20 protein-coding genes are annotated in these 21,370 nt (G+C 32.1%); 19 read left to right on the forward strand and 1 reads right to left on the reverse strand.

The genetic code is table 11. The features are described from left to right. The first annotated feature begins 38 nt into the window (after positions 1 to 38). From QO182_RS12915 to glmS, 19 genes are all read left to right on the forward strand, one after another. Positions 39 to 818 carry a glycosyltransferase gene (locus QO182_RS12915; protein ID WP_371542401.1) on the forward strand — a complete coding sequence of 260 codons (780 nt, stop codon included), beginning with the start codon at positions 39 to 41 and terminating at the stop codon, positions 816 to 818. Between the two features lie 32 nt (positions 819 to 850). After that, complete coding sequence (locus tag QO182_RS12920) at positions 851 to 2,149, forward strand: hypothetical protein (protein WP_371562051.1); 1,299 nt, start codon at positions 851 to 853, stop codon at positions 2,147 to 2,149. Between the two features lie 11 nt (positions 2,150 to 2,160). Beyond that, complete coding sequence (locus QO182_RS12925) at positions 2,161 to 3,309, forward strand: glycosyltransferase (RefSeq protein WP_371562053.1); 1,149 nt, start codon at positions 2,161 to 2,163, stop codon at positions 3,307 to 3,309. Between the two features lie 12 nt (positions 3,310 to 3,321). Further along, positions 3,322 to 4,437 carry a polysaccharide (de)acetylase gene (locus QO182_RS12930; RefSeq protein ID WP_371562055.1) on the forward strand — a complete coding sequence of 372 codons (1,116 nt, stop codon included), beginning with the start codon at positions 3,322 to 3,324 and terminating at the stop codon, positions 4,435 to 4,437. Between the two features lies 1 nt (position 4,438). Beyond that, complete coding sequence (locus tag QO182_RS12935; protein WP_371542411.1) at positions 4,439 to 5,569, forward strand: polysaccharide (de)acetylase; 1,131 nt, start codon at positions 4,439 to 4,441, stop codon at positions 5,567 to 5,569. Continuing rightward, positions 5,562 to 6,704: a glycosyltransferase gene (locus tag QO182_RS12940; RefSeq protein WP_371562057.1), complete on the forward strand. Its 1,143-nt coding sequence runs from the start codon at positions 5,562 to 5,564 to the stop codon at positions 6,702 to 6,704. The genes QO182_RS12935 and QO182_RS12940 overlap by 8 nt, the downstream gene beginning before the upstream one ends. 278 nt (positions 6,705 to 6,982) lie before the next feature. Next, positions 6,983 to 8,149, forward strand: a complete 1,167-nt coding sequence (locus QO182_RS12945; RefSeq protein WP_371542415.1) for a glycosyltransferase family 4 protein — start codon at positions 6,983 to 6,985, stop codon at positions 8,147 to 8,149. 4 nt (positions 8,150 to 8,153) lie between these two features. Beyond that, positions 8,154 to 9,272 (forward strand): glycosyltransferase family 4 protein, encoded by a 1,119-nt coding sequence (locus tag QO182_RS12950; protein ID WP_371542417.1) that lies wholly within the window; start codon positions 8,154 to 8,156, stop codon positions 9,270 to 9,272. A gap of 134 nt (positions 9,273 to 9,406) precedes the next feature. Beyond that, positions 9,407 to 9,637 carry an acyl carrier protein gene (locus tag QO182_RS12955; RefSeq protein WP_371542420.1) on the forward strand — a complete coding sequence of 77 codons (231 nt, stop codon included), beginning with the start codon at positions 9,407 to 9,409 and terminating at the stop codon, positions 9,635 to 9,637. An 11-nt stretch (positions 9,638 to 9,648) separates the two neighbouring features. Continuing rightward, positions 9,649 to 10,707 carry a 3-oxoacyl-ACP synthase III family protein gene (locus QO182_RS12960; protein ID WP_371562059.1) on the forward strand — a complete coding sequence of 353 codons (1,059 nt, stop codon included), beginning with the start codon at positions 9,649 to 9,651 and terminating at the stop codon, positions 10,705 to 10,707. After that, the gene (locus QO182_RS12965; RefSeq protein WP_371542426.1) at positions 10,707 to 11,468 is read left to right on the forward strand and encodes an SDR family NAD(P)-dependent oxidoreductase; all 762 of its coding nucleotides are present in this window, start codon (positions 10,707 to 10,709) and stop codon (positions 11,466 to 11,468) included. Before QO182_RS12960 ends, QO182_RS12965 begins: the two co-directional genes overlap by 1 nt. Before the next feature lie 55 nt (positions 11,469 to 11,523). Further along, positions 11,524 to 12,150, forward strand: a complete 627-nt coding sequence (locus QO182_RS12970) for an MBL fold metallo-hydrolase (RefSeq protein ID WP_371542429.1) — start codon at positions 11,524 to 11,526, stop codon at positions 12,148 to 12,150. 156 nt (positions 12,151 to 12,306) lie between these two features. Beyond that, positions 12,307 to 12,954: an acetyltransferase gene (locus QO182_RS12975; protein ID WP_371542431.1), complete on the forward strand. Its 648-nt coding sequence runs from the start codon at positions 12,307 to 12,309 to the stop codon at positions 12,952 to 12,954. Positions 12,955 to 13,104: 150 nt separating this feature from the next. After that, positions 13,105 to 13,830 carry a sugar transferase gene (locus QO182_RS12980; protein ID WP_371542434.1) on the forward strand — a complete coding sequence of 242 codons (726 nt, stop codon included), beginning with the start codon at positions 13,105 to 13,107 and terminating at the stop codon, positions 13,828 to 13,830. A gap of 33 nt (positions 13,831 to 13,863) precedes the next feature. Continuing rightward, positions 13,864 to 14,619: an ElyC/SanA/YdcF family protein gene (locus tag QO182_RS12985; RefSeq protein ID WP_371542437.1), complete on the forward strand. Its 756-nt coding sequence runs from the start codon at positions 13,864 to 13,866 to the stop codon at positions 14,617 to 14,619. Positions 14,620 to 14,674: 55 nt separating this feature from the next. After that, the gene (locus QO182_RS12990; RefSeq protein ID WP_371562061.1) at positions 14,675 to 15,826 is read left to right on the forward strand and encodes a LegC family aminotransferase; all 1,152 of its coding nucleotides are present in this window, start codon (positions 14,675 to 14,677) and stop codon (positions 15,824 to 15,826) included. Between the two features lie 17 nt (positions 15,827 to 15,843). Then, positions 15,844 to 17,049 (forward strand): polysaccharide biosynthesis protein, encoded by a 1,206-nt coding sequence (locus QO182_RS12995; protein WP_371562073.1) that lies wholly within the window; start codon positions 15,844 to 15,846, stop codon positions 17,047 to 17,049. A gap of 4 nt (positions 17,050 to 17,053) precedes the next feature. Further along, positions 17,054 to 17,725, forward strand: a complete 672-nt coding sequence (locus QO182_RS13000) for a sugar transferase (protein WP_371542441.1) — start codon at positions 17,054 to 17,056, stop codon at positions 17,723 to 17,725. Positions 17,726 to 17,743: 18 nt separating this feature from the next. Then, positions 17,744 to 19,594 (forward strand): glutamine--fructose-6-phosphate transaminase (isomerizing), encoded by a 1,851-nt coding sequence (glmS, locus tag QO182_RS13005; protein WP_371542443.1) that lies wholly within the window; start codon positions 17,744 to 17,746, stop codon positions 19,592 to 19,594. 333 nt (positions 19,595 to 19,927) lie between these two features. Here the strand turns inward: glmS and QO182_RS13010 are convergent, their stop codons facing one another. Continuing rightward, on the reverse strand, positions 19,928 to 21,052 hold the full coding sequence (locus tag QO182_RS13010) for a response regulator (protein WP_371562063.1): 1,125 nt from the start codon (positions 21,050 to 21,052) through the stop codon (positions 19,928 to 19,930). Positions 21,053 to 21,370 lie beyond the last annotated feature (318 nt).

The following is a 21,370-nucleotide window of genomic DNA, read 5'->3' on the forward strand; positions in this document are numbered from 1 at the left end:
TTGATTTTTTATCCAAAATAAAGCAGCGTAAATTCCGTATGAATCCACAAGCTACTTTTGTGGTCTCTATCGCTAGTTATCCAAAGCGAAGCCACTTATTGCCTGCTGTTTATGAAGCATTAAACAAACAGAAGACCGTTCCCAAAAAATGGATTTTGGTCTTATCTGAAGAAGAATGGCCTGATTTGACACTACCTAACTATTTAAATAAGTTAGTTAAAAGAGGTCTAGAAATTATTTGGGTTAGAAACAATACTTATGCAGTAAAAAAACTAGTTCCGGTATTGATAAAATATCCAGATTTAGGAGCTATAACTCTTGATGATGACATTATTTATGGATCAAATTTGATAGAAAACTTAGTAACTAATACTTATGCAAAAAAAGGAAATATAGTTGGCCATGTCGGCAAGACATTAATAAAAAAGAATAATGAGTTGAATATGATGTTTAGAGATACTGTTTCTACAAATATAAACACTAATACCAATCAAGTATTTTTGATAGGTTGGGGAGGTATTTATTATCCTAATAATTCACTATCACCCAAAGTAAAAGACGCTGATGCAATAAAAAAAATCGTACCAGGAAGAGGTTCTGATATTTGGTTTTGGGCTGCAGCTCTTGCCCAAAACACGAAACAATATTGTATTGCACCACACAGTGCTGGAATTTTAGGAATACCTATCCCTACAACCAAAAGTACTAAACCAAAAGATACACCCGCTGCAGATCTCCTTGAAAGACGTTTTCAAATGTCAATTGATTTTTTTGAAATTCGTGAAAAACTATTAGCGAACTTACCTAACAAACTGTAGCGAGATGAAAATTGCACATAATAACAAAATTAATGGATAAAATACAAAAAGGATATCTATTACTACTTTTTCTTTTTTCTCCCATTTTGGGTTTATTTAAGTTATTAAAATTGAAAAACGAAAAAGACATAACCTTTTTTGGAACCTTATTTTTTGGGTTGGTAGGGAGTGCATTTGTTTATATCAAAGGAACTGATGGGCATTCGCACTTAATGAACGCAAAAGAGTACTACTTAGACATGTCTTTAGTAGAGTTTTTTAATAAATCATATGAAATACTAACGTTTAATTCTACGGAAGGTTCTACAGATATATATTTACATTGTATTTCCTTTATTTCAACCTCGCTATTACAAACACCAGAGTTAATTCATGTATTTGCAGGTCTAGTATTGGGTTATTTTTTCACAAAATCGGTATTACTTATTTTAAAAAATAATTTAGATTTCAAGAAGAGCTACATTCTAGTTGGTTTTGTCATATTGTTACTTCTAATTAGAAGTATTGGTGCACTAAATTCAATTAGGATGTGGACTGGAATGTGGGTGATGTTTTATGGTACTTACAGCTGGACGACGACAAAAAAAAGAAAGTATTTATTAGTGATTTTATTTTCAGTACTAGTTCATTTTTCTTACGCCTTAATTTTAATTCCAGCTGCAGCCGCCTATATCTTACAAAAAAATAAAAAAATTCTGGTAGCTCTCTATATTGTATCTTTCTTTTCGACAGTAGGTTTTTCATTTGTTAAAGCTTATATACCACAATCAAATTTAATAGAAAAAAAACAAAATACGTATGCTGTAGATTCTGATGAGGATGCTAAACGATTTGAGAAAAAAAGCATAAATGCAAAAAAAGAATCTGAAAATTTAAATTTTTACAAGTCCTCTGGGGAAACAAATTATTTGAATTATAGTATTGTCGGTTTATCAATAATTTTAATCTTTTTTTACTTTAAAAAAGAGAGTGATCATAATTTAAATTTTCTAGTTGCAATTGGCATAGGGGTATATACATTTTCCAATTTAGTAGCTTTTTCGCCCTCACTCCAAGGTAGAACAAAAATGATTGCAGCTACGTTTATTTTGGCTGCAGCTATACATTTGCAGCTTACTTTGATAAAGTATAATTTAAAAGTAAAGTCAATAAAGAGATTAAATACGGTACTATTAATTTTTTTGATTTCATCTATTCCCATGTTTTTGTTTCAACTATCTGATATTTTATACAATATAAGTTTCTTTATCTTATTATTTCCTCAAGTATCTTGGTTTTTAGGCGATGGTGATTATTCAATAAGAGGTGTAATTGGTTTATTAATTGATTAAAAATATTACAGATGAATATAGCAATTATAATAATACATGTTTTTGATCCAGAAGCAGGAGGGGTACAGCGAATTACTAACAATATTTCTGAAATTTTTGCCAGTATGGGGCATAACGTTTGCATCTTAAGCTATTCTACTAAAAATGTGGACTATTCGAACAATACTATTCCAGTTTTAACCATTAAAAATCAGACTGAATTAAAAAAAATACTTTTTGATAAAAATATACAAGTCGTAATAAATCAAGAAGGCTATTGTCGAAAATTTACAAAATTATTATTGAAGAATAAGGGTGCGGAGACATCAATAATAAATAATCTACATATTAACCCGTTAAATTTTCATGACAACTATCAACAATTTATAGGCTCTTTTTTAAAGAGACACCATTTGGGGTTTTTAAATAATATTGTAGTCCAGAAAACACTATTACAGTACCACATCTTTAAGCAACGATACGATTTAAATTATATCATTAAAAATACAAATGCGTTTGTGATGTTATCGGAACGATTTAAACCTGAACTCTATTTCCTAGCACCTGCATTAAAAAAATACAGCCATAAAATCCATGGCATAGGTAATCCTTTCAATCGACCTAAAATTAATATAATGTCGTTAGAAAAAGAAAATATAATCTTATTTGTGGGTAGGCTTAATATTTTACAAAAGAGGGTGGACTTACTACTCAAAATTTGGAAAAAACTACATCAAACATTACCTGATTGGAAATTCTGGGTAGTTGGTGAAGGTGAAGATCAGCTATTTATGGAGAAGTATTGTAAAGAGAATAATTTAAACAGAGTTACTTTCTTTGGCAAAGATAATCCCAATGAATACTATAAGAAAGCTAAAATATTCCATATGACCTCAGCTTTTGAAGGTTTTGGAAATGTATTGGTAGAGGCTCAAAGTTATGGCTGTGTCCCTGTTTTATTTAATTCCTATGCTGCTGCTCAAGACATTGTTACTCATAATGAAAACGGAATGCTTGTGCCTCCATTCAATAGCAATGAATACGTTCAAACTACAACTGCACTGATTAATAATCCTGAAAAACTATCACAAATGGCACTGAACGGATATGAAAATGTAAATAGATTTTCTTATGAGGAAACGTATAAAAAATGGGAACAAGTTTTTAATAGTTTAAAATAGTAATCAATAATAATGCTAAAATCCATACTAAAAAACCTTTCTAATATCCCTGGTTGGCGAACCAATAGAAAAATTGTAATCATCGAATCTGATGATTGGGGAAGCATCCGGATGCCCTCTAATTTTGTTAGAGAAACACTCGAAACTAAATATGTTTCCATGGGCGATCAAGAACGTCAACGATACACTAAGTACGATACACTTGCTAATGAAGCAGATTTTGAAGCACTTTATGAAACACTAACGCAATTTAAGGATATAAACGGAAAACATCCTGTTTTTACGGCTGTGAGTGTTGTTGCAAATCCTGACTTTGATAAAATTAAGGAAGCTAATTTTGAAAAGTACTTTTACGAACCTTTTAATACCACATTAGAAAGGTACGGACATGAAAATACTTTCAAAATGTGGCAAGAAGGTAAAGCACAGAACCTTTTTGTTCCACAATTTCATGGTCGTGAACACTTGAATGTACTAGTCTGGATGCGACAACTGAGAGCCAAAGAATCAAGTACAATGGAAGCCTTTAAACTCAATTGTTGGGGTTTTGAAAATAAAAATAAATTCAATATTGACTATCAAGCGGCTTTTGATTTGGAACTGCCTTCTGATGTAGTCGACCAAAAAACGGTTATACAAAAAGGCTTAGAAATGTTTGAGCAAATCCATGGCTATAAAGCAGACTTCTTTGTCCCTCCAAACGGGCCATTTAATAATAAATTAGAAATGACGGCGGCACTAAGTGGTATCAAGTACATGTCAACTTCAAAAATACAGTCCGAACCTCAAGGGCAAGGAATACAAAAAAAGCGACTACATTATTTAGGTCAAAAAAACGCTAGTGGACAACTTTATATTACACGCAATTGTTTTTTTGAACCAAGTGCTCCAGGCAAAGATTGGGTTAGCAGTTGTATGAATGATATTGAAAATGCTTTTAAATGGGGAAAGCCCGCAGTAATTAGTTCACATCGAGTAAATTTTATTGGAGGCATAGTAGAAAATAATCGTACTAACAGTTTAGCAGCCTTAACAACTTTATTGACTCAGATACAAACTCATTGGCCAAACGTTGAATTTATGACTTCTTCGGATTTAGGAGATGTGATAACAAAAAGCAGAAAATAAAATGTTTGAAAATCTAAATAAAAATTTACGAAGAAATTTACTAAATGTTCCTGGACCAAGGTCAAATAAAAAGATTATTGTCTTTGAAAGTGATGATTGGGGAAGTATTCGCATGCCATCTCGCAAAGTTTTTGACAAAATCAAAAAAGAGAATTTAACACCCGAAGCAGACCCTTATTTAAAATACGATAGCCTTGCAAGCACAGATGATTTTAATGCCTTGTTTGATATTCTTAAAAGTGTAAGAGACAAAAATAATAATCATCCTATTATTACAGCTAATGCAGTTATGGGAAATCCTGATTTTGAGAAAATAAAACAACATAATTTTGAATCTTATTTTTGGGAGCCTTTTACAACAACATGGCTAAAATATTCACATTGCCAAGGAGTAGAAACTGCTTGGAATTCTGGTCAAGACGAAGGATTATTAAAGTTTCAATGTCACGGGAGGGAGCATTTAAATGTGGATCAGTGGATGCTTAGCTTACAAAAAGGTGATAAACTTGTTAGAAAAGCATTCGACAATCAAATGATAAGTATCAGTTCGCAGCCTAGCAGATTGAAATTTAATTATATGGAAGGTCTTGATTATTTTTCCTTAACAGAAAAGGAGAATAAAAAACTTGTAGTCAGGGAAGCTTTAGCACATTTCAAAAATTATTTTGGTTTTGATTCAAAGTCATTCATAGCAAATTGTTATATATGGGATGAATCCATAGAAGAAGTATTAGCAAATTTTGGCGTTCTTTATTTGCAAGGAATGGCCAATCAAGTAATTCCTGTATTAAATAAAAATACACATAGTTACCTTTATAAAAAGCACTATTTAGGGCAAAGAAATAAATTTGGACAACAATATCTCATTCGTAACGCCTTTTTTGAACCCTCATTAGAACCAAAAATAGATTGGGTTTCTGATTGTTTGCAAAGAATTAACATTGCTTTTAGATGGAATAAGCCAGCTATCATTGGAATTCACAGATTAAATTTCATCGGTTCAATTCACGAAGAAAATAGAACCAAAAACCTTAAAAATTTGGGGCAATTATTAAAGGAAATTATTAAACGTTGGCCAGATATCGAATTTAGATCATCTGATCAAGTACTTAATGAAATGAGCAATGGATAATACTACGACAAAGAGAAAAATTATTTTCATAATCCCATCATTAACAGGCGGCGGAGCCGAAAGAACATTAATTAATCTATTGCAAAAATTAGATTATACTAAGTTTGAAATTGACTTGTTAGTCGTGCTAAAAGATGGAGTCTATCTAGAAAATGTTCCTAATGAAGTAAAATGTATTTTCTTGTATCATAACAAGATGCTGGTACGAACTTTAGCATGGTTGCAGAAGAAAACAGGTTTTAATTATCTTCTAAGAAAAACTACCGAAAATAAAATTCGAGGTCAATATGATTTGGGAATTTCATTTTTGGATGGAAATTTTACTGATTTACTTTTTTTTATAAAAGGGTTAAAGAAAAGGTGCACTTGGGTTCATAGTTCGTACAAGACAAATCGAAACTTTGCTAAGTTCTATGAAAACACAAAATATGTCCAAAAATTAAAAGAGGAGCGATATGGACGATTAGACGGAATATATTTTGTTTCAAATGATGCAAAAGAAGAATTCATCGAAGTTTTTGGTACATATCCTAAAATGGAAGTCATTTATAATATTATTGATACAGAATCTGTTTTAATAAAGGCTGAATCAGAAACATATTCAAAACACAGCATATTTGAATTTGTTGCATTGGGAAGCTTATTAACAGTAAAAGGTTTTGATAGATTAATCAGGGCCTCAAAAATTGTTAAAGAAAAAGGTTTTAATTTTAAAGTATCAATTCTTGGTAGTGGTGCAGAAAAGAACAATTTAGAATCACTTGTAAAAGAAAATAATTTAAAAGAAAATATCGATTTTTTAGGATTTGTTAGCAATCCATATCCTTTATTAAAAAAAGCGGATGTTTTCATTATGAGTTCTGTTTCCGAAGCACTTCCTACCGTCCTTTGTGAAGCAATGATACTAGGTAAAGCTACTTTAGTGACAAATTGTAGTGGTTGCAGAGAAATTGTTGAAAATGGTCAATACGGGTTAATGGCGGATCAAAGTGATCAAAGCCTTGCCGAAAACATGATAAAATATCTTTCTGATCCAAATCTAGTTGTATATTATGAACTTCAGTCTCTTGAAAGGGCCGAACTTTTTGATGATAAACTAGTACTAGAAGCTTATAATAAAATACTTAATCAGTAAATTTATAAGGGTTTTTGATTGTTTTATTTTAATAATACAAAAGTAAAGATTTTATACTCAAGAGATGAAGCGTCTCCTTTTCTTTCCATTAATTTTCTTTTTTGCCAGAGATAGACAAGATTGTCTAGTCAACTCCTAAGTCTTACAAACTAAATTATAAAAAGTCGAGTCGTAACATAAGACCTCTACAACATATTCATATTAGGAATTTGATATGAAAAACATCGATAGTGAAATTCAGTTTGTAGAGTTCTTAAAAAATATTAAAAATGACAAAAATGAAAAAAGTTTTATTTGTTCATGATGGCCCTATTTATACCAATGATGATAAATCCATTTTCTATGGCGTACATTATAACGATACGCTAATAGAGCGCTACGCTTACTTTGGAAATTGTGTGAATTTCTTGATGAGAAGTTCCGTAGTAAGTGAAAAAGAAGGGCAAAATTTCTCTATCATCAAGCATCCTGCATTTTCATTTATTGAGGTTCCAAATTTCAAGTCCATAAAAGCTTATTTTAAGAAAAGTGAAGCAACGGCTATTATTAAAAAAGCAATTGATGAACACGATGTAATTATTTTACGCTTACCAAGCGCTATTGGAGCAATTGCATTTGAGTATGCTAGCAGCATCAATAAACCTGTCCTTATAGAAAAGGTAGCTTGCGTCTATGACGCTCTGTGGAATTACGATTGGCGAGGTAGATTAATCGCTAGCCAAAAAATGAAAGATTACCAAGCCATATTACAAAAAGCTTCACATACCATTTATGTAACGGATAAATTTCTGCAAAGTAGATATCCTACTAAAGGAAAATCTATAGGGTGCTCTGATGTTATAGTAAACAACCTTGATGTTTCAATTCTCAATAAAAGGATTCTAAAAATTGCAACTCTTCCAAAACTAGTAACGATTGGAACGGTAGCAGCAATTGATGTTCCTTACAAAGGACAAGCCGATGTTATACAAGCTATTGCAATTTTAAAGAAACAAAACATTCTCTTTCACTATAAAATTGTAGGTCAAGGAGATGCAAGTAGACTGAATAAAATTATTGAGCAATGTCATGTAGGTGATTTAGTGGAAATAATAGGACCATTAAAACAAGAGCAAGTTTTTGATTTTTTGGATACGATAGATTTATATATACAACCTAGCAAACAAGAAGGATTACCAAGGGCAGTTATTGAAGCCATGAGCAGAGCTTGTCCTATTTTAGGATCTAATATCGCTGGAATGCCCGAATTAATTAATAAAAACTCGCTATTTGAGGCGGGGAATGTTTCCGAAATTGTAGAATTTCTGAAACAACTAAACAAAATCACTTTAGAGAAATGGGCAAGAGAAAATTTTTTAAAAGCAGCAACGTTCAAAACAGAAACATTAAATAACAAAAGAGAACAATTTTACAACGAGTTTAAAAAAGATTATAATCTATTATAAAGTAATGAATAAAAAAGTTCTTTTTACCGCCTCCATAGCCAAACATTTATTGCGATTCCATTTGCCCTACTTAAAATGGTTTAAAGAACAAGGCTATGAAGTCCATATAGCTTGCGATGGAGATGAGGAGGTTCCGTTTACAGACAAAAAATGGACGGTTCCCTTCGTAAGAAGTCCATTTTCTATCGGACATATTAAATCCTTCAAAATTTTAAAAGAAATAATTGACCGTGAACAATATAGTTTGGTTCATTGTCATACACCAATGGCAAGCATCGTAACTAGACTTGCTGCCAAAGAAGCTAGAAAAAAAGGAACGAAAGTATTATATACAGCTCATGGTTTCCATTTTTATAATGGAGCTTCTCTATTAAACTGGCTGACCTATTATCCTATAGAAATTTTTACAAGTGTATATGCAGACGCAATCATTACAATTAATAAGGAAGATTATGAGCGTATCAGTAAAAAAGGAAATAAAAAAACAAACTATTTTTTGATTCCAGGTATAGGTGTAGATAAAAAAAGATTTAATGTAGTAAGCAAGGAGGAGAAAAATAAACTTAGAAAAGAAAAAGGCTTTAGTCAACAAGAATTTATAGCCATTTACGCAGCTGAGTTTATTAGCAGAAAGAATCATCAATTTTTAATTGAAGCGATAGCTAATCATAAAAAAGAACTTCCGAACCTTAAAATATTATTTTGTGGTAGAGGTATATTGGAAGATAAGATGAAACTTATGGTAAAAGAAAAAAAATTAGAATCCATAGTTCACTTTATGGGTTTTAGAAATGATGTAGATGAACTCTTTAAAATGTCGGATTTAGGAATTTCCTCAAGTAAACAAGAAGGTCTTGGACTCAATTTAATCGAAGAAATGATGTGTGGTTTACCAATCATAGCTACAAAAGATAGAGGCCATAAAGAAATCGTACATTCAGGGGAAAACGGCTATTTATTTGAACAAGAAAATAAAAAAGAATTTATTAATTATCTTAAGCATTTATACGATAATCCAGAATTGAGAGAAAAAATGGGTAAAAAGGCATTTGCTGTTTCCCATAAATTTGAAATTACCAATTCACTTAAGGAGATGGCTATAATTTATCAAAAATTTCTATAAAGAAAATTATAGTTTTAAGGTATCTCTAAGCTTATTTAACTACTTTATCTAAAATAAAAGTGAAGTTTTATTTTAAATAATCTACCCTAACACCGTAAAACATTTACTTAACAACAACAAAATATAATAAAAACATGGAAACCAAATTTTTAGAAATGATTTCAGAAGTATTTGAATTAGAAGATAAAACTATAGCAATGAAAGATACCTTTCGAGATTATGACGAATGGGACTCCTTAACAAGACTTTCTTTGATTGCTGAAATCGACGATGTGTACGACACAGTCATTGAAGAGGAGTCATTCAAACACCTAACTACCTTAGGTGATCTTTTTACCGAAATTCAAAAAAGAATAAACTCTTAAATTACTATCAAATGGCAACACTATCTTTTAAAAACATAGGTATTTCAGGAATAGCAGCAGCAGTACCAAAAAACACTATTGATAACTATGCCTACACCGAATTCTTTCCAGAAGAAGATGTTGAAGCTATTGTGGACAAAGTAGGGATTAAAGAACGACGATTTGCTCCAGAAGGAATGTGCGCATCTGATTTATGTTTTGCAGCAGCAGAACAATTAATCAGCGACTTACAAATAAACAAAGACGAGATTGATTTGCTAGTTTTTGTATCGCAAACTCCCGATTATCGCATGCCTGCAACATCTATTATTTTACAACATCGTTTGGGTTTAGCGAAGCATACCGCCGCTTTTGATATTAGTTTAGGTTGCTCTGCTTTTATTTACGGTCTTTCTATTGTTTATGGATTAATGCAAAGTGGTGGCTTTCGAAAAGCATTATTGTTGGATGGCGAAACCCGATCTAAAGTATATTCACCAAAAGACAGGAAAACAGCATTTCTTTTTGGAGATGGTGGTGCTGCTGCGATCATCGAACAGAATGAAAAATTCGGCAAAAGTTTTTTCTCTTTAAATTCTGATGGATCAAAATCCGATTTAATAAAAATGGACGCAGGCGGCTATCGCAATCCATCATCGGCAGAAACAACTACAGAAAAAGTAGTGGATGAGTATGGAAATATTAGAACCGACGAGCACGGCTATATGAATGGTGCCGATGTATTTAATTTTGTTTTGAAAGAAATTCCCAAAAACTTTAAATCGGTTTTGGAACAATCCAATAATACGAATGAATCTATTGATTTTAATATCTTTCATCAGGCCAACGATTATATGAACAATTACTTGGCAAAGAAATTAAAATTAGACGAAGAAAAAGTACCTTCAAGCATAGCTGAGTTTGGGAATACCTCATCAGTATCAATTCCACTAACTATCGTGAGTCAACTACAAAATCAATTGCAAGGTCCAAAAAAGCTAATGTTATGCGGTTTTGGAGTAGGAATGTCTTGGGCTACCGCTCAAGTCAACTTAGTAGATTGTAAAATCAGTAATATAGTAGAAATCTAATGAACAATAACCCTTTTAGTCTTTCGGGAAAAAAGCTCGTAATTACTGGTGCTTCATCAGGTATTGGTCAACAATGCGCGATTACGGCAAATGCTTTAGGAGCATTCGTAATTCTCATCGGACGTTCGCAAGAACGGTTAGAAAAAACAGCTCTCCTTTTAAGTAATATGGATTATTTGGTACTGGCAACTGACATTACTGACTATGACAATACTACGACTCGTCTAGAAGAATTAATTAGAAATCTGAAAATTGACGGCATCATTCACGCAGCAGGAATTTCTACTACTTTACCCCTACGCAACATTACGCCACAAAAACTACAACCCTTTTTTGAGACCAATGTTTTTGCAGCAATAAACATTACCAAGTTGTTAACAAAAGCAAAGTTTGCCAATCCACAAGGAATGAGTATTGTATTTATTTCTTCTGTTATGGGAATAGTTGGTGAATTAGGAAAAACCACCTATAGTTTAACAAAGGGTGCACTTGTGGCAGGAGCAAAATCATTAGCGCTGGAATTGGCCAATAAAAAAGTTAGAGTGAATTGCGTATTACCAGGAGTAATCGAAACGCCAATGAGTGCAAATGCTGTTTATTCACAAGATGAGGAAGCGTATGACAAAATAAAAATTTCTCATCCTCTTGGAATAGGAAAACCCGAAGATGTAGCAAATGCCTGTGCTTTTTTAGTTAGTGATGGCTCACGATGGATCACAGGAACTAATTTAGTAGTTGACGGTGGCTATACAGCAAGATAAAAAATATTAAATCAACCTTTTAAAAGCGAAAGCAATAGTCTCTCCACTACATCAAATGCTTATAAAAATCCAAGCAGTAACAAACGAACATTTTAAGGCCAATACCTATATTATAAAAAGCAGCACCAGTGAAAGTGCCTGTTACTTAGTTGATATAGGAAACTATGATGGTGTAATGGATGTATTGGAAAAAAATCACTACATAAAAGGTGTTTTTTTGACTCATGCACATTATGATCATATTTGCGGAATCAATGAAATCGTAAATCAATTCCCTGACTGTACCATTTTTTGTTCGAAATATACAAAGGAAGCATTACAAGACAGTAAGGTGAATTTATCTTTTTATCATAATACTCCCGTTACTTATAAGGGAAACAATATAAAAATTCTCACTGAAGAAGATTCTATTGACCTATTTATCAATGTTAAACTTACAGCATTGGAAACTCCTGGCCACAATGAAGGAAGCCTAACCTTCAAAATTGAGCAAGCTATTTTTTCAGGCGATTCCTTAATTCCAGAAACAGCTGTAATTACCAAATTAAAAAGTGGTAATAAAGCAGATGCACAAAAGAGCATTATAAAAATACAGCAGAATACTAGAGAACATGATGTTATCTATCCAGGACATGGAAAATCTTTTGAGGCTACTAAAATAAATTGGAACTTTTATCTATAATTTTTTAAGTCATTGTTAAAAGACCAAGACCATTTGTAGTTAAAACTATTTAGTAAAAACCAATCTCCATTCTAAAGTAAAATATTCGCATAAAAAGTAAACACTACTTTTTTTGCTAATGACAAATTTTATTTTCAAAAAAACAAACACAGTAAGATGAAAAACATAATTATTATTGGTTGTGGCTCCCATGCCTCGGAACTTGTTGATTATATCGAATATATAAATAAACATTCTAACATAAAGCAATTCAATATAAAGGGCATGATTGATAATATTAATACTCATTATCTACATTATAATTACAAATATGAATTTATAGGAAATATAGATGATCATCTAATTGATTTTGAAGCTTATTATCTACTTGGGATAGGAAATATTTCTATTAGAAATAAGGTTTTGGAAGAATTTAGATCTAAAAACGCAAAATTCACAGGAATCATACACCCAACCGCACTAATTTCAAATTCTGCAGAAATTGGGGAAGGTACTATCATATCTCACAATGTTTCTGTAGGGCCAAAAGCAAAAATTGGCTCTTTTAATGTTATTAATTCTAGATGCACAATAGGCCATGATACTATGATCGGTGATAGTAATTTCCTAAGTCCTCAAGTAGTACTAGGTGGATATGCAAAAATTGGAAATTTAAATTTTTTAGGCACCAACAGTTGTTTACTCCCTGAAATTGAAATTGAAAATAATAATAAAATAATGGCAGGTATGACTATCACCAGTAAAGTAAATAGCGGTGAAACGGTATTCTTTAGGTATAAAGAAAAGCTTACTATTAGACAGTAAAACTTTTAAATACACAAACGAAAAGAAATTAAAAATAGTAAACCATTTAATTTTTTTTTTCACCCTCCCTAACTTCAAATATTCATCAACGTCAATAGAAGTCAAACAAACTACCTTGATTGACAACAAGTCTGATTTATTCTAAAATTTATGAAAAAAACGGTAACGAATAGTCTCTATTTTATCTTAAAAAGAGCATTTGATTTACTATTATCACTAATAGGAATAATAGTAATTTCTCCACTATTTTTGATTATTATACTTATCCTTAGATTTACGGGCGAGGGCGAGATTTTCTACCTGCAAGAGCGCATGGGGCTTGACCAAAAGCCTTTTTATATTTACAAATTTGCTACAATGCTTAAAAACAGTGCAAACGTGGGCAATAAAACCCTAACGGTAAGAAATGACCCCAGAATCACAAAGGTGGGGCAGTTTTTAAGAATGACTAAAATTAATGAATTGCCGCAAATCTTAAACGTAATCAAAGGAGATATGTCCCTAGTAGGTCCAAGGCCATTACTTTCAAAAAGTTTTGAAAAATATACACCAGAAGTACAAAGAGTTATTTATAAAAACAGACCTGGAATCACAGGACTTGGTTCTTTAGTTTTTAGGGATGAAGAGTTATTGGTGACACTATATAAGCAGCAAGGAAAAGATCCTAAAAAATATTACAAAATTTACATTTTTCCGCACAAAGGAGCGCTTGAACTATGGTATCATAACAACAGCTCTGTAATAACAGACCTCAAAATACTTTTTTTAACATTTTGGTCATTGGTCAATCCAAGAACTCAATTAGTGTACAAAATATTAAAAAATCTACCAATAAAGCCAACTTCATTAACTGTTGCAGGTATTAAGAATTTATAAAGTCAAAATAATCAACTACTACCATTAAAAAATATGTCAAATATTTATTGGCATCATAACTTACTACTTATCAATGTGGGCCTATTAAAAAACAAAAACTTTAAAATGTTTGCAGTTTACAGTACAATAGGAATTATACTCCTTTTAGTTTGTTCTACAAGCTATGTACCCAGAAAATTAATTAATTCTATAGAAAAAACATATAATCCTATTGCTTTGCATAAACTGGACACTACCAAGTCCTATTATGTATACGTGCTAGGTGCAGGTGCGTCTGCAGACAATAGATTACCACCCTCTATGAATTTGAGCTCCACTACACTTGCTCGCTTGGTAGAAGGAATAAGAATATACAATAATTTGCCTCATGTCATTTTGGTTACCTCGGCAGCTATGAAAGGGGTACGAATCAGTCAGGCAGAGATAAGTAAAGAAGCAGCAGTTTCACTTGGGGTAAAAAGACAAAACATCTTAATGTTAGAAACGCCCACCTCCACTTTGGAGGAAGCCATAGCCTTCAAGTACAAATTTGGCACCAATAAAAACCTAATTCTAGTTACAAGTGCCTTACATATGCCTAGAGCTGTTGAAATATTTTCTGATCAAGGTATTAAAGTAATACCCGCACCTACTGACTATTTATATAAAGAGGATGGCTCTAGACACTGTGGTATAACATTTCCATCTTTTGCCTCTATCGATTTATTGAACAGTTATCAAACTACGGTGGTCAAACAGTTGTATTATAAATGGTTTAAAAAACCTAAGACACTATATCCTACTAACTAGTTTTAGTACAAAAAACAAAGTACACTTTCAATTCACAATTTTCAATTCACAATTTATGATCCCATTATCAGTGCCTTTCCTAAACGGAAACGAGTGGAAATACGTAAAAGATTGCCTAGATACCGGCTGGATTTCCTCTGCTGGTTCCTACGTCAATCTATTTGAACAACAAGTAGCAGATTATGCTGGAGCTAAATACGGAATAGCTTGTATGAATGGAACCGTTGGCTTACACATCGCTCAAATTCTTTCTGGTGTAACAACTGACGACCATGTTATTGCGCCCAACATCACTTTTATTGCCACATTAAATGCAATCAAATACACTGGAGCGACACCTATCTTAATTGATGTAGATCCCAAAAGTTGGCAAATGGATTTGGATCTTTTAGATGCTTATTTAAGGGACAATACAATTGAAAAAGAAGTAGAGGGTATATCGTATTCATTTCATAAATCTACTAACAAACGTATTAAAGCAATTATGCCTGTTCACGTTCTAGGAAACATTGGTGATATGAATCGTTTACAAGAAATTGCCACTACTTTTCACCTTGACATCATTGAAGACAGCACAGAGGCTCTTGGAACATTATTCCAAGGAAAACATGCTGGAAGTTTTGGAAAATATGGCGTTTTTAGTTTCAACGGTAACAAAATTATCTCTACTGGTGGTGGTGGTGTAATTGTTACAGACGATGAAGAACTTGCAAAAAAAGCAAAACATTTAACAACGCAAGCAAAAGCTAGTGCGATGGAATACCTTCATGACGAAATAGGCTATAATTATAGATTAGTAAATGTTTTAGCAGCAATTGGTGTTGCCCAAATGGAAGAATTCCCAACACTTCTAGACAATAAAAAGAGGATGGACAGCTATTACCGTTCTCAGCTTTCGGCAGTTGGTGATATAGAATTTCAATATGTTTCTCCTGAAGTGGAAGCCAATTGCTGGTTATTTACTTTTAAAACGAAACACATGAGGGAACTTTTAGCCTACCTCAACGACAACGGAGTGCAATCGCGTCCTTTTTGGGTACCGATGAATCAATTAGAAATGTTCAAGGAAGACATTTACGTTTCTATAGATGACCATTCTAATCAAGTTTATCAAACTTCTATCAGTATTCCTAGCTCTGCAGGAATCACACCAACAGAAATGGAAACGGTAGTAAAAACGATTAAAGCATTTTATGCAACACTCTAAATTTTATAAAAATGAACATCATAGACATTCCAGAATTTATTAAAGAATACATTACCAAAAGAACAACAAGCTTATTCGCTCCAGATATTGAAAAATATAGCCAGCAATTAACTGAAAAAATTAAAGGAAAAAATGTCCTTGTTATTGGAGGTGCTGGTACAATTGGTTCTTCCTACATTAAAGCGGTTTTGGCTTTCAAACCAGCAAAATTAGTTGTTGTAGACACTAATGAAAATGGATTAACGGAATTAACACGGGATTTAAGAAGTGCTTCAAATCAGTTTGTTCCTGAAGAATATATTACCTATCCGATGAGTTTTGGTGATCCCGTTTTCGAAAAAATGTTTCTAACACACAGTCCATTTCACATTGTTGCAAATTTTGCAGCACACAAACATGTGCGTAGTGAAAAAGATCAATTTTCGATTGAAGCAATGATTGAAAATAATGTTTTTAAAGCAAAAGCCTTTTTAGATTTATTACTAAAACATAAACCAGAACATTTTTTCTGTGTGTCTACTGACAAGGCTGCCAATCCTGTAAATGTTATGGGGGCTTCAAAAAAATTAATGGAAGAAGTAATTATGGCTTACAGTTCAGAGATACAAATTACAACTGCTCGTTTTGCAAATGTCGCCTTTTCAAACGGTTCCTTATTGGCCGGTTACATAGAACGTTTGTTTAAAAAACAACCTATCTCCTGCCCTGCCGACATCAAACGATTTTTTGTATCACCCGAAGAAAGCGGTCAAATCTGTATGCTTGCATGTATGTTAGGTCAAAGTGGAGAAATCTTTTTTCCAAAATTAGAAGAAGAAGAACAAGTGTATTTCAAAACTATAACCCAGGATTTTTTCAAAGCATCCAATCGTGAAATAAAACTATGTAATTCTGATCAAGAAGCGCGAGAAAAGTCGCTATCATTAACAGAATCCGATCCTTATCCAGTGTATTTCTTTAGTTCAGATACATCAGGAGAAAAACTATATGAAGAATTTTTCACCGATGCTGATGAAGTTAATTTACTTCAATTTGAAAGTTTGGGAGTGATAAAAAATGCTCGAAAACTTCCTGTCGAAGAAATTGAAATGTGTTTAAATGATTTGCAGCAACTTATGAATTCAGGCAATTATGACAAACAAACTATAGTACAAAACTTAAAAAAATACCTACCTGATTTTGAGCATATTGAAACAGGTAAGAGTTTAGACCAAAAAATGTAGAAGTATGTATTTAATATTCAAACGTTCGTGCGACATTGCCCTTTCATCCCTTTTAATAGTTATTTTTTCTCCCTTATTAATACCGATAATTATTGGTTTAAGACTAACTGGAGAAGGTTATATTTTTTATAAACAGGAGCGAGTTGGTTTTAAAAATAAAAATTTCGCTATTCTCAAATTTGCAACGATGTTGAAAAACAGTCCAAATATGACTGGAGGAGTTCTTACAACAAAAAAAGACCCTAGAATTACGCCAATGGGCGGATTTTTACGAAAAAGTAAGATCAATGAATTACCACAGCTATTTAATATTTTCCTAGGAGACATGAGCTTTGTTGGACCACGCCCTTTAATGGATGTGAGCTTTAAAACTTATTCTATACAGATTCAAAAAGAAATATACAATGTTAAACCTGGTCTTACAGGCATTGGTTCTATAGTTTTTAGAGATGAAGAAGAATTAATAACAGATGCGAAAACTAGAGGAGAAGATATTTGGGATTTTTACGCTAACAAAATATATCCTTTCAAAGGCGATTTAGAAATTTGGTATCTGTCTCATCATAGCTTTCTTGTTGACTTAAAAATAATGCTAGTTACAGCATGGGTTATTCTTAATTCTGATAGTCATCTGGTTTACAAAACATTTAAAACACTACCAAAAAGAAAATTTTAATTACTAAAAAATAAAAATATGTGTGGAATTGTTGGATATATTGGATATAGAGAAGCTTATCCTATTATTATAAAAGGATTAAAACGTTTAGAATACAGAGGCTATGATAGTGCAGGAATACTACTTTATGATGGAACAGACTTAAAAGTTTCGAAAACCAAAGGCAAAGTTGCCAATTTAGAAGCAAAATCTTCGGATGAAATTACATTTAACGGTACTATTGGAATGGGGCACACCCGTTGGGCGACACACGGAGTTCCAAACGATTTAAATTCGCATCCACATGTTTCTAATTCAGGCGAATTAACCATTATTCACAACGGAATTATTGAGAATTATGCACCATTAAAGAAAGAATTAATTAACAGAGGATATGTTTTTTCATCAGATACTGATTCTGAAGTTTTGATTAATCTTATTGAAGATGTTCAGAAAAAGGATAAATTAAAATTAGGCAAGGCAGTTCAAGTTGCTTTAAATCAAGTTGTGGGAGCTTATGCCATTTGTGTATTTGATAAAAAAAAACCAAATGAGATTATTGTAGCACGATTAGGAAGTCCTCTTGCAATTGGAGTCGGTGAAGGTGAATTTTTTATAGCGTCTGATGCATCACCATTTCTAGAATACACTTCAAATGCAATTTATTTAGAAGATGAAGAAATGGCTATTGTTCGTTTGCATAAACCTTTGAAAATTAGAAAAATAAAAGACGATTCATTAGTAGATCCCTACATACAGGAATTACAAATGAATTTGGAACAAATAGAAAAAGGGGGTTATGATCACTTTATGCTAAAAGAAATATATGAACAACCAAATGTAATCAAAGATACTTACAGAGGAAGACTTCATGCCAACAATGGAATTATCCAAATGGCAGGAATTGAAGATAATCTTGAAAAATTTCTCAATGCGAAGAGAATTTTAATTATTGCCTGTGGAACTTCATGGCACGCGGGATTAGTAGCGGAATATATTATAGAAGAATTTGCTAGAATTTCAGTTGAAGTTGAATATGCTTCCGAATTTAGATACAGAAATCCAATTATAACGAATAAAGATGTCGTAATTGCTATTTCTCAATCTGGTGAAACAGCGGATACATTGGCCGCAATTAAGTTAGCTAAGGAAAATGGCGCATTTGTATTTGGAGTTTGTAATGTTGTTGGATCATCGATTTCACGAGAAACGCACGCTGGAGCTTATACACATGCTGGACCAGAAATTGGAGTTGCCTCTACAAAAGCATTTACGACACAAATAACTGTTTTAACAATGATTGCACTTCGTTTGGCAAAGGCTAAAGGAACAATGTCTAACACAGACTTCCATAGACATTTGCGAGAATTAGAATTAATTCCGGAAAAGGTAACCGAAACATTGGCACTAAGTGAGGTAATAGCCAAAGAGATTGCTGCTATTTACAAAGAGGTGCCCAATTGCTTGTATCTTGGAAGAGGTTATAACTTCCCCGTAGCCTTAGAGGGAGCATTAAAATTAAAAGAGATATCCTATATCCATGCAGAAGGGTATCCAGCAGCCGAAATGAAACATGGTCCAATTGCACTGATTGATGAAAAAATGCCCGTTGTTGTTATAGCGCCTAAACAAGGTCACTACGATAAAGTGGTTAGTAATATTCAAGAAATTAAGTCAAGAAGTGGAAAAATTATTGCGGTAGTATCCAAAGGCGATACTCAAGTAAAAGAGCTTGCCGATCATTTTATTGAAATACCAGAAACTTTAGATGCCTTTACTCCTCTGTTAACAACAATACCATTACAATTATTGTCATACCATATTGCTGTTATGAGAGGATGCAATGTAGACCAGCCTCGAAATTTAGCAAAATCAGTTACAGTAGAATAAATATTAATATACTAACCGCAATACTAGAATATAGGTTTATAAATAAGGCGGTCTTGCCGCCTTAATCTTTCTCCTAATAAAGCTGGACTATTATTAAAAATTAATGCCGTTTATTACTTTAGCTAGACTAAAATTAAACTACCCAGATTTAGATAGAATATGGAACTAATAATCAAATTTTGAAACCTTATATCAACTTAAAGTCTCAAAAAAAAAGCAGTCATAATTTCAATTATGACTGCTTTTTTTATTTAAATTTTCAAGGCTATACCAAAAACTGAATATATATATTATCACATTACTACCAAAATAATGATAGCTACTATTTTTACTCTACATAGGAAAAAACAATGTGATTTCTGTACCCTTATTTTCTGTAGAAGTGATGCTAAAAACTCCTTTTGATTTTTTTAGGATTGTCTTACTCAGAAAAAGACCTAGTCCCAATCCTTGCTGTTCTCTTATTTCACGATTAAATTGTTTCCCAGCATCAATTTTTTTTAATTCATCTTCACTAAATCCAATTCCGGAGTCTTGTATTACCACCTTATAATATCTATCTTCAAACGGCACCCCTGTAACCACAACAGTACTTCTAAAAGAGAATTTTAGTGCATTTTCAATCAATTCAAAAAGGATAAAATCTAAATATTTTTGACTAATTTTTATATCAGCTTCTTTAATTTTAAAAACAATCCTTTCCTCCGAATCTTCATATAATCTCTGAATTTCCACTTTCACTTTAGAAATTGATTTTACTATTTTACTTTCTGAATTTTCTAAAAATTCAAGTTCATTATCAATAAAATTCTGATATAGAAATAAGTTGCTCATCGTTCTATTTAACCGATCACCAGATAATTTAATAATATCATGCAATTCATTAATTTTCTCTTTATTAAAATCACGTCGGTCGTCTCTTAAAATATTGATAATTGGTAAAATACCATTAAGAGCAGTATTGATTTCATGCACTAAATATTTTTTTTCACCAACGTATAAATTATTATAATTTGTTTTTATTTTTTTAAATCTATCAATTTTTGTTTCTACAAGATTTATTAAAACACTAATAACAAAAGGTTTATTCAAGAAATCATCTGCCCCCATAAGCAAGCACTTTCGCATTAAATTATATTCCTTTTTTGCCGTTAAAAAGATAAAGGGAACAGCAGACAAAGATTTGACCTCTTTTACTGTTTCATGAAACAAGAACCCGTCCATTACAGGCATCATTATATCACAAATTATTAAATCCGGTATCCAATTATCTAATAAATCCAATGCTTCTTGTCCATTAGACACAGAGACAACATCATAATTCTTAATAGAAAAAACTTCATGTATCGTTTCTCTAAGTGTCAAGTCATCATCAATTAGAAGAATTTTATTTTTAATCATAATTACATGTAATGTTATTTTTATTTTTAGCTCCCTTTTTACTAGAACCTTTTCCATATATTCGTTTGAGTTTTTTTATCTCATAGTAAATATACTAACCCATTAATATATTTATATTCAAAAAAAGGCTCTTTACATGACCTATACCATTGCTGCATTTTATGAGACATTTCTACCATAAGATTAACTTGGTAAAGATCCTTCATCTCACTAGTAATGATAAGTAAATACCCGAGCATATCTTATCTCTCCTGTCTAAATAATCTAAAAAAAAATGTAAGATGAAATTATAATATATATTATAATTTGAGGTGCCCTATACATTTGCTTATTCTATTACAGTTTATCTCAAAAACGACTCTCTATTTTAAAATT

The organism is Flavobacterium sp. Arc2 (assembly GCF_041431385.1).
Lineage (GTDB): Bacteria > Bacteroidota > Bacteroidia > Flavobacteriales > Flavobacteriaceae > Flavobacterium.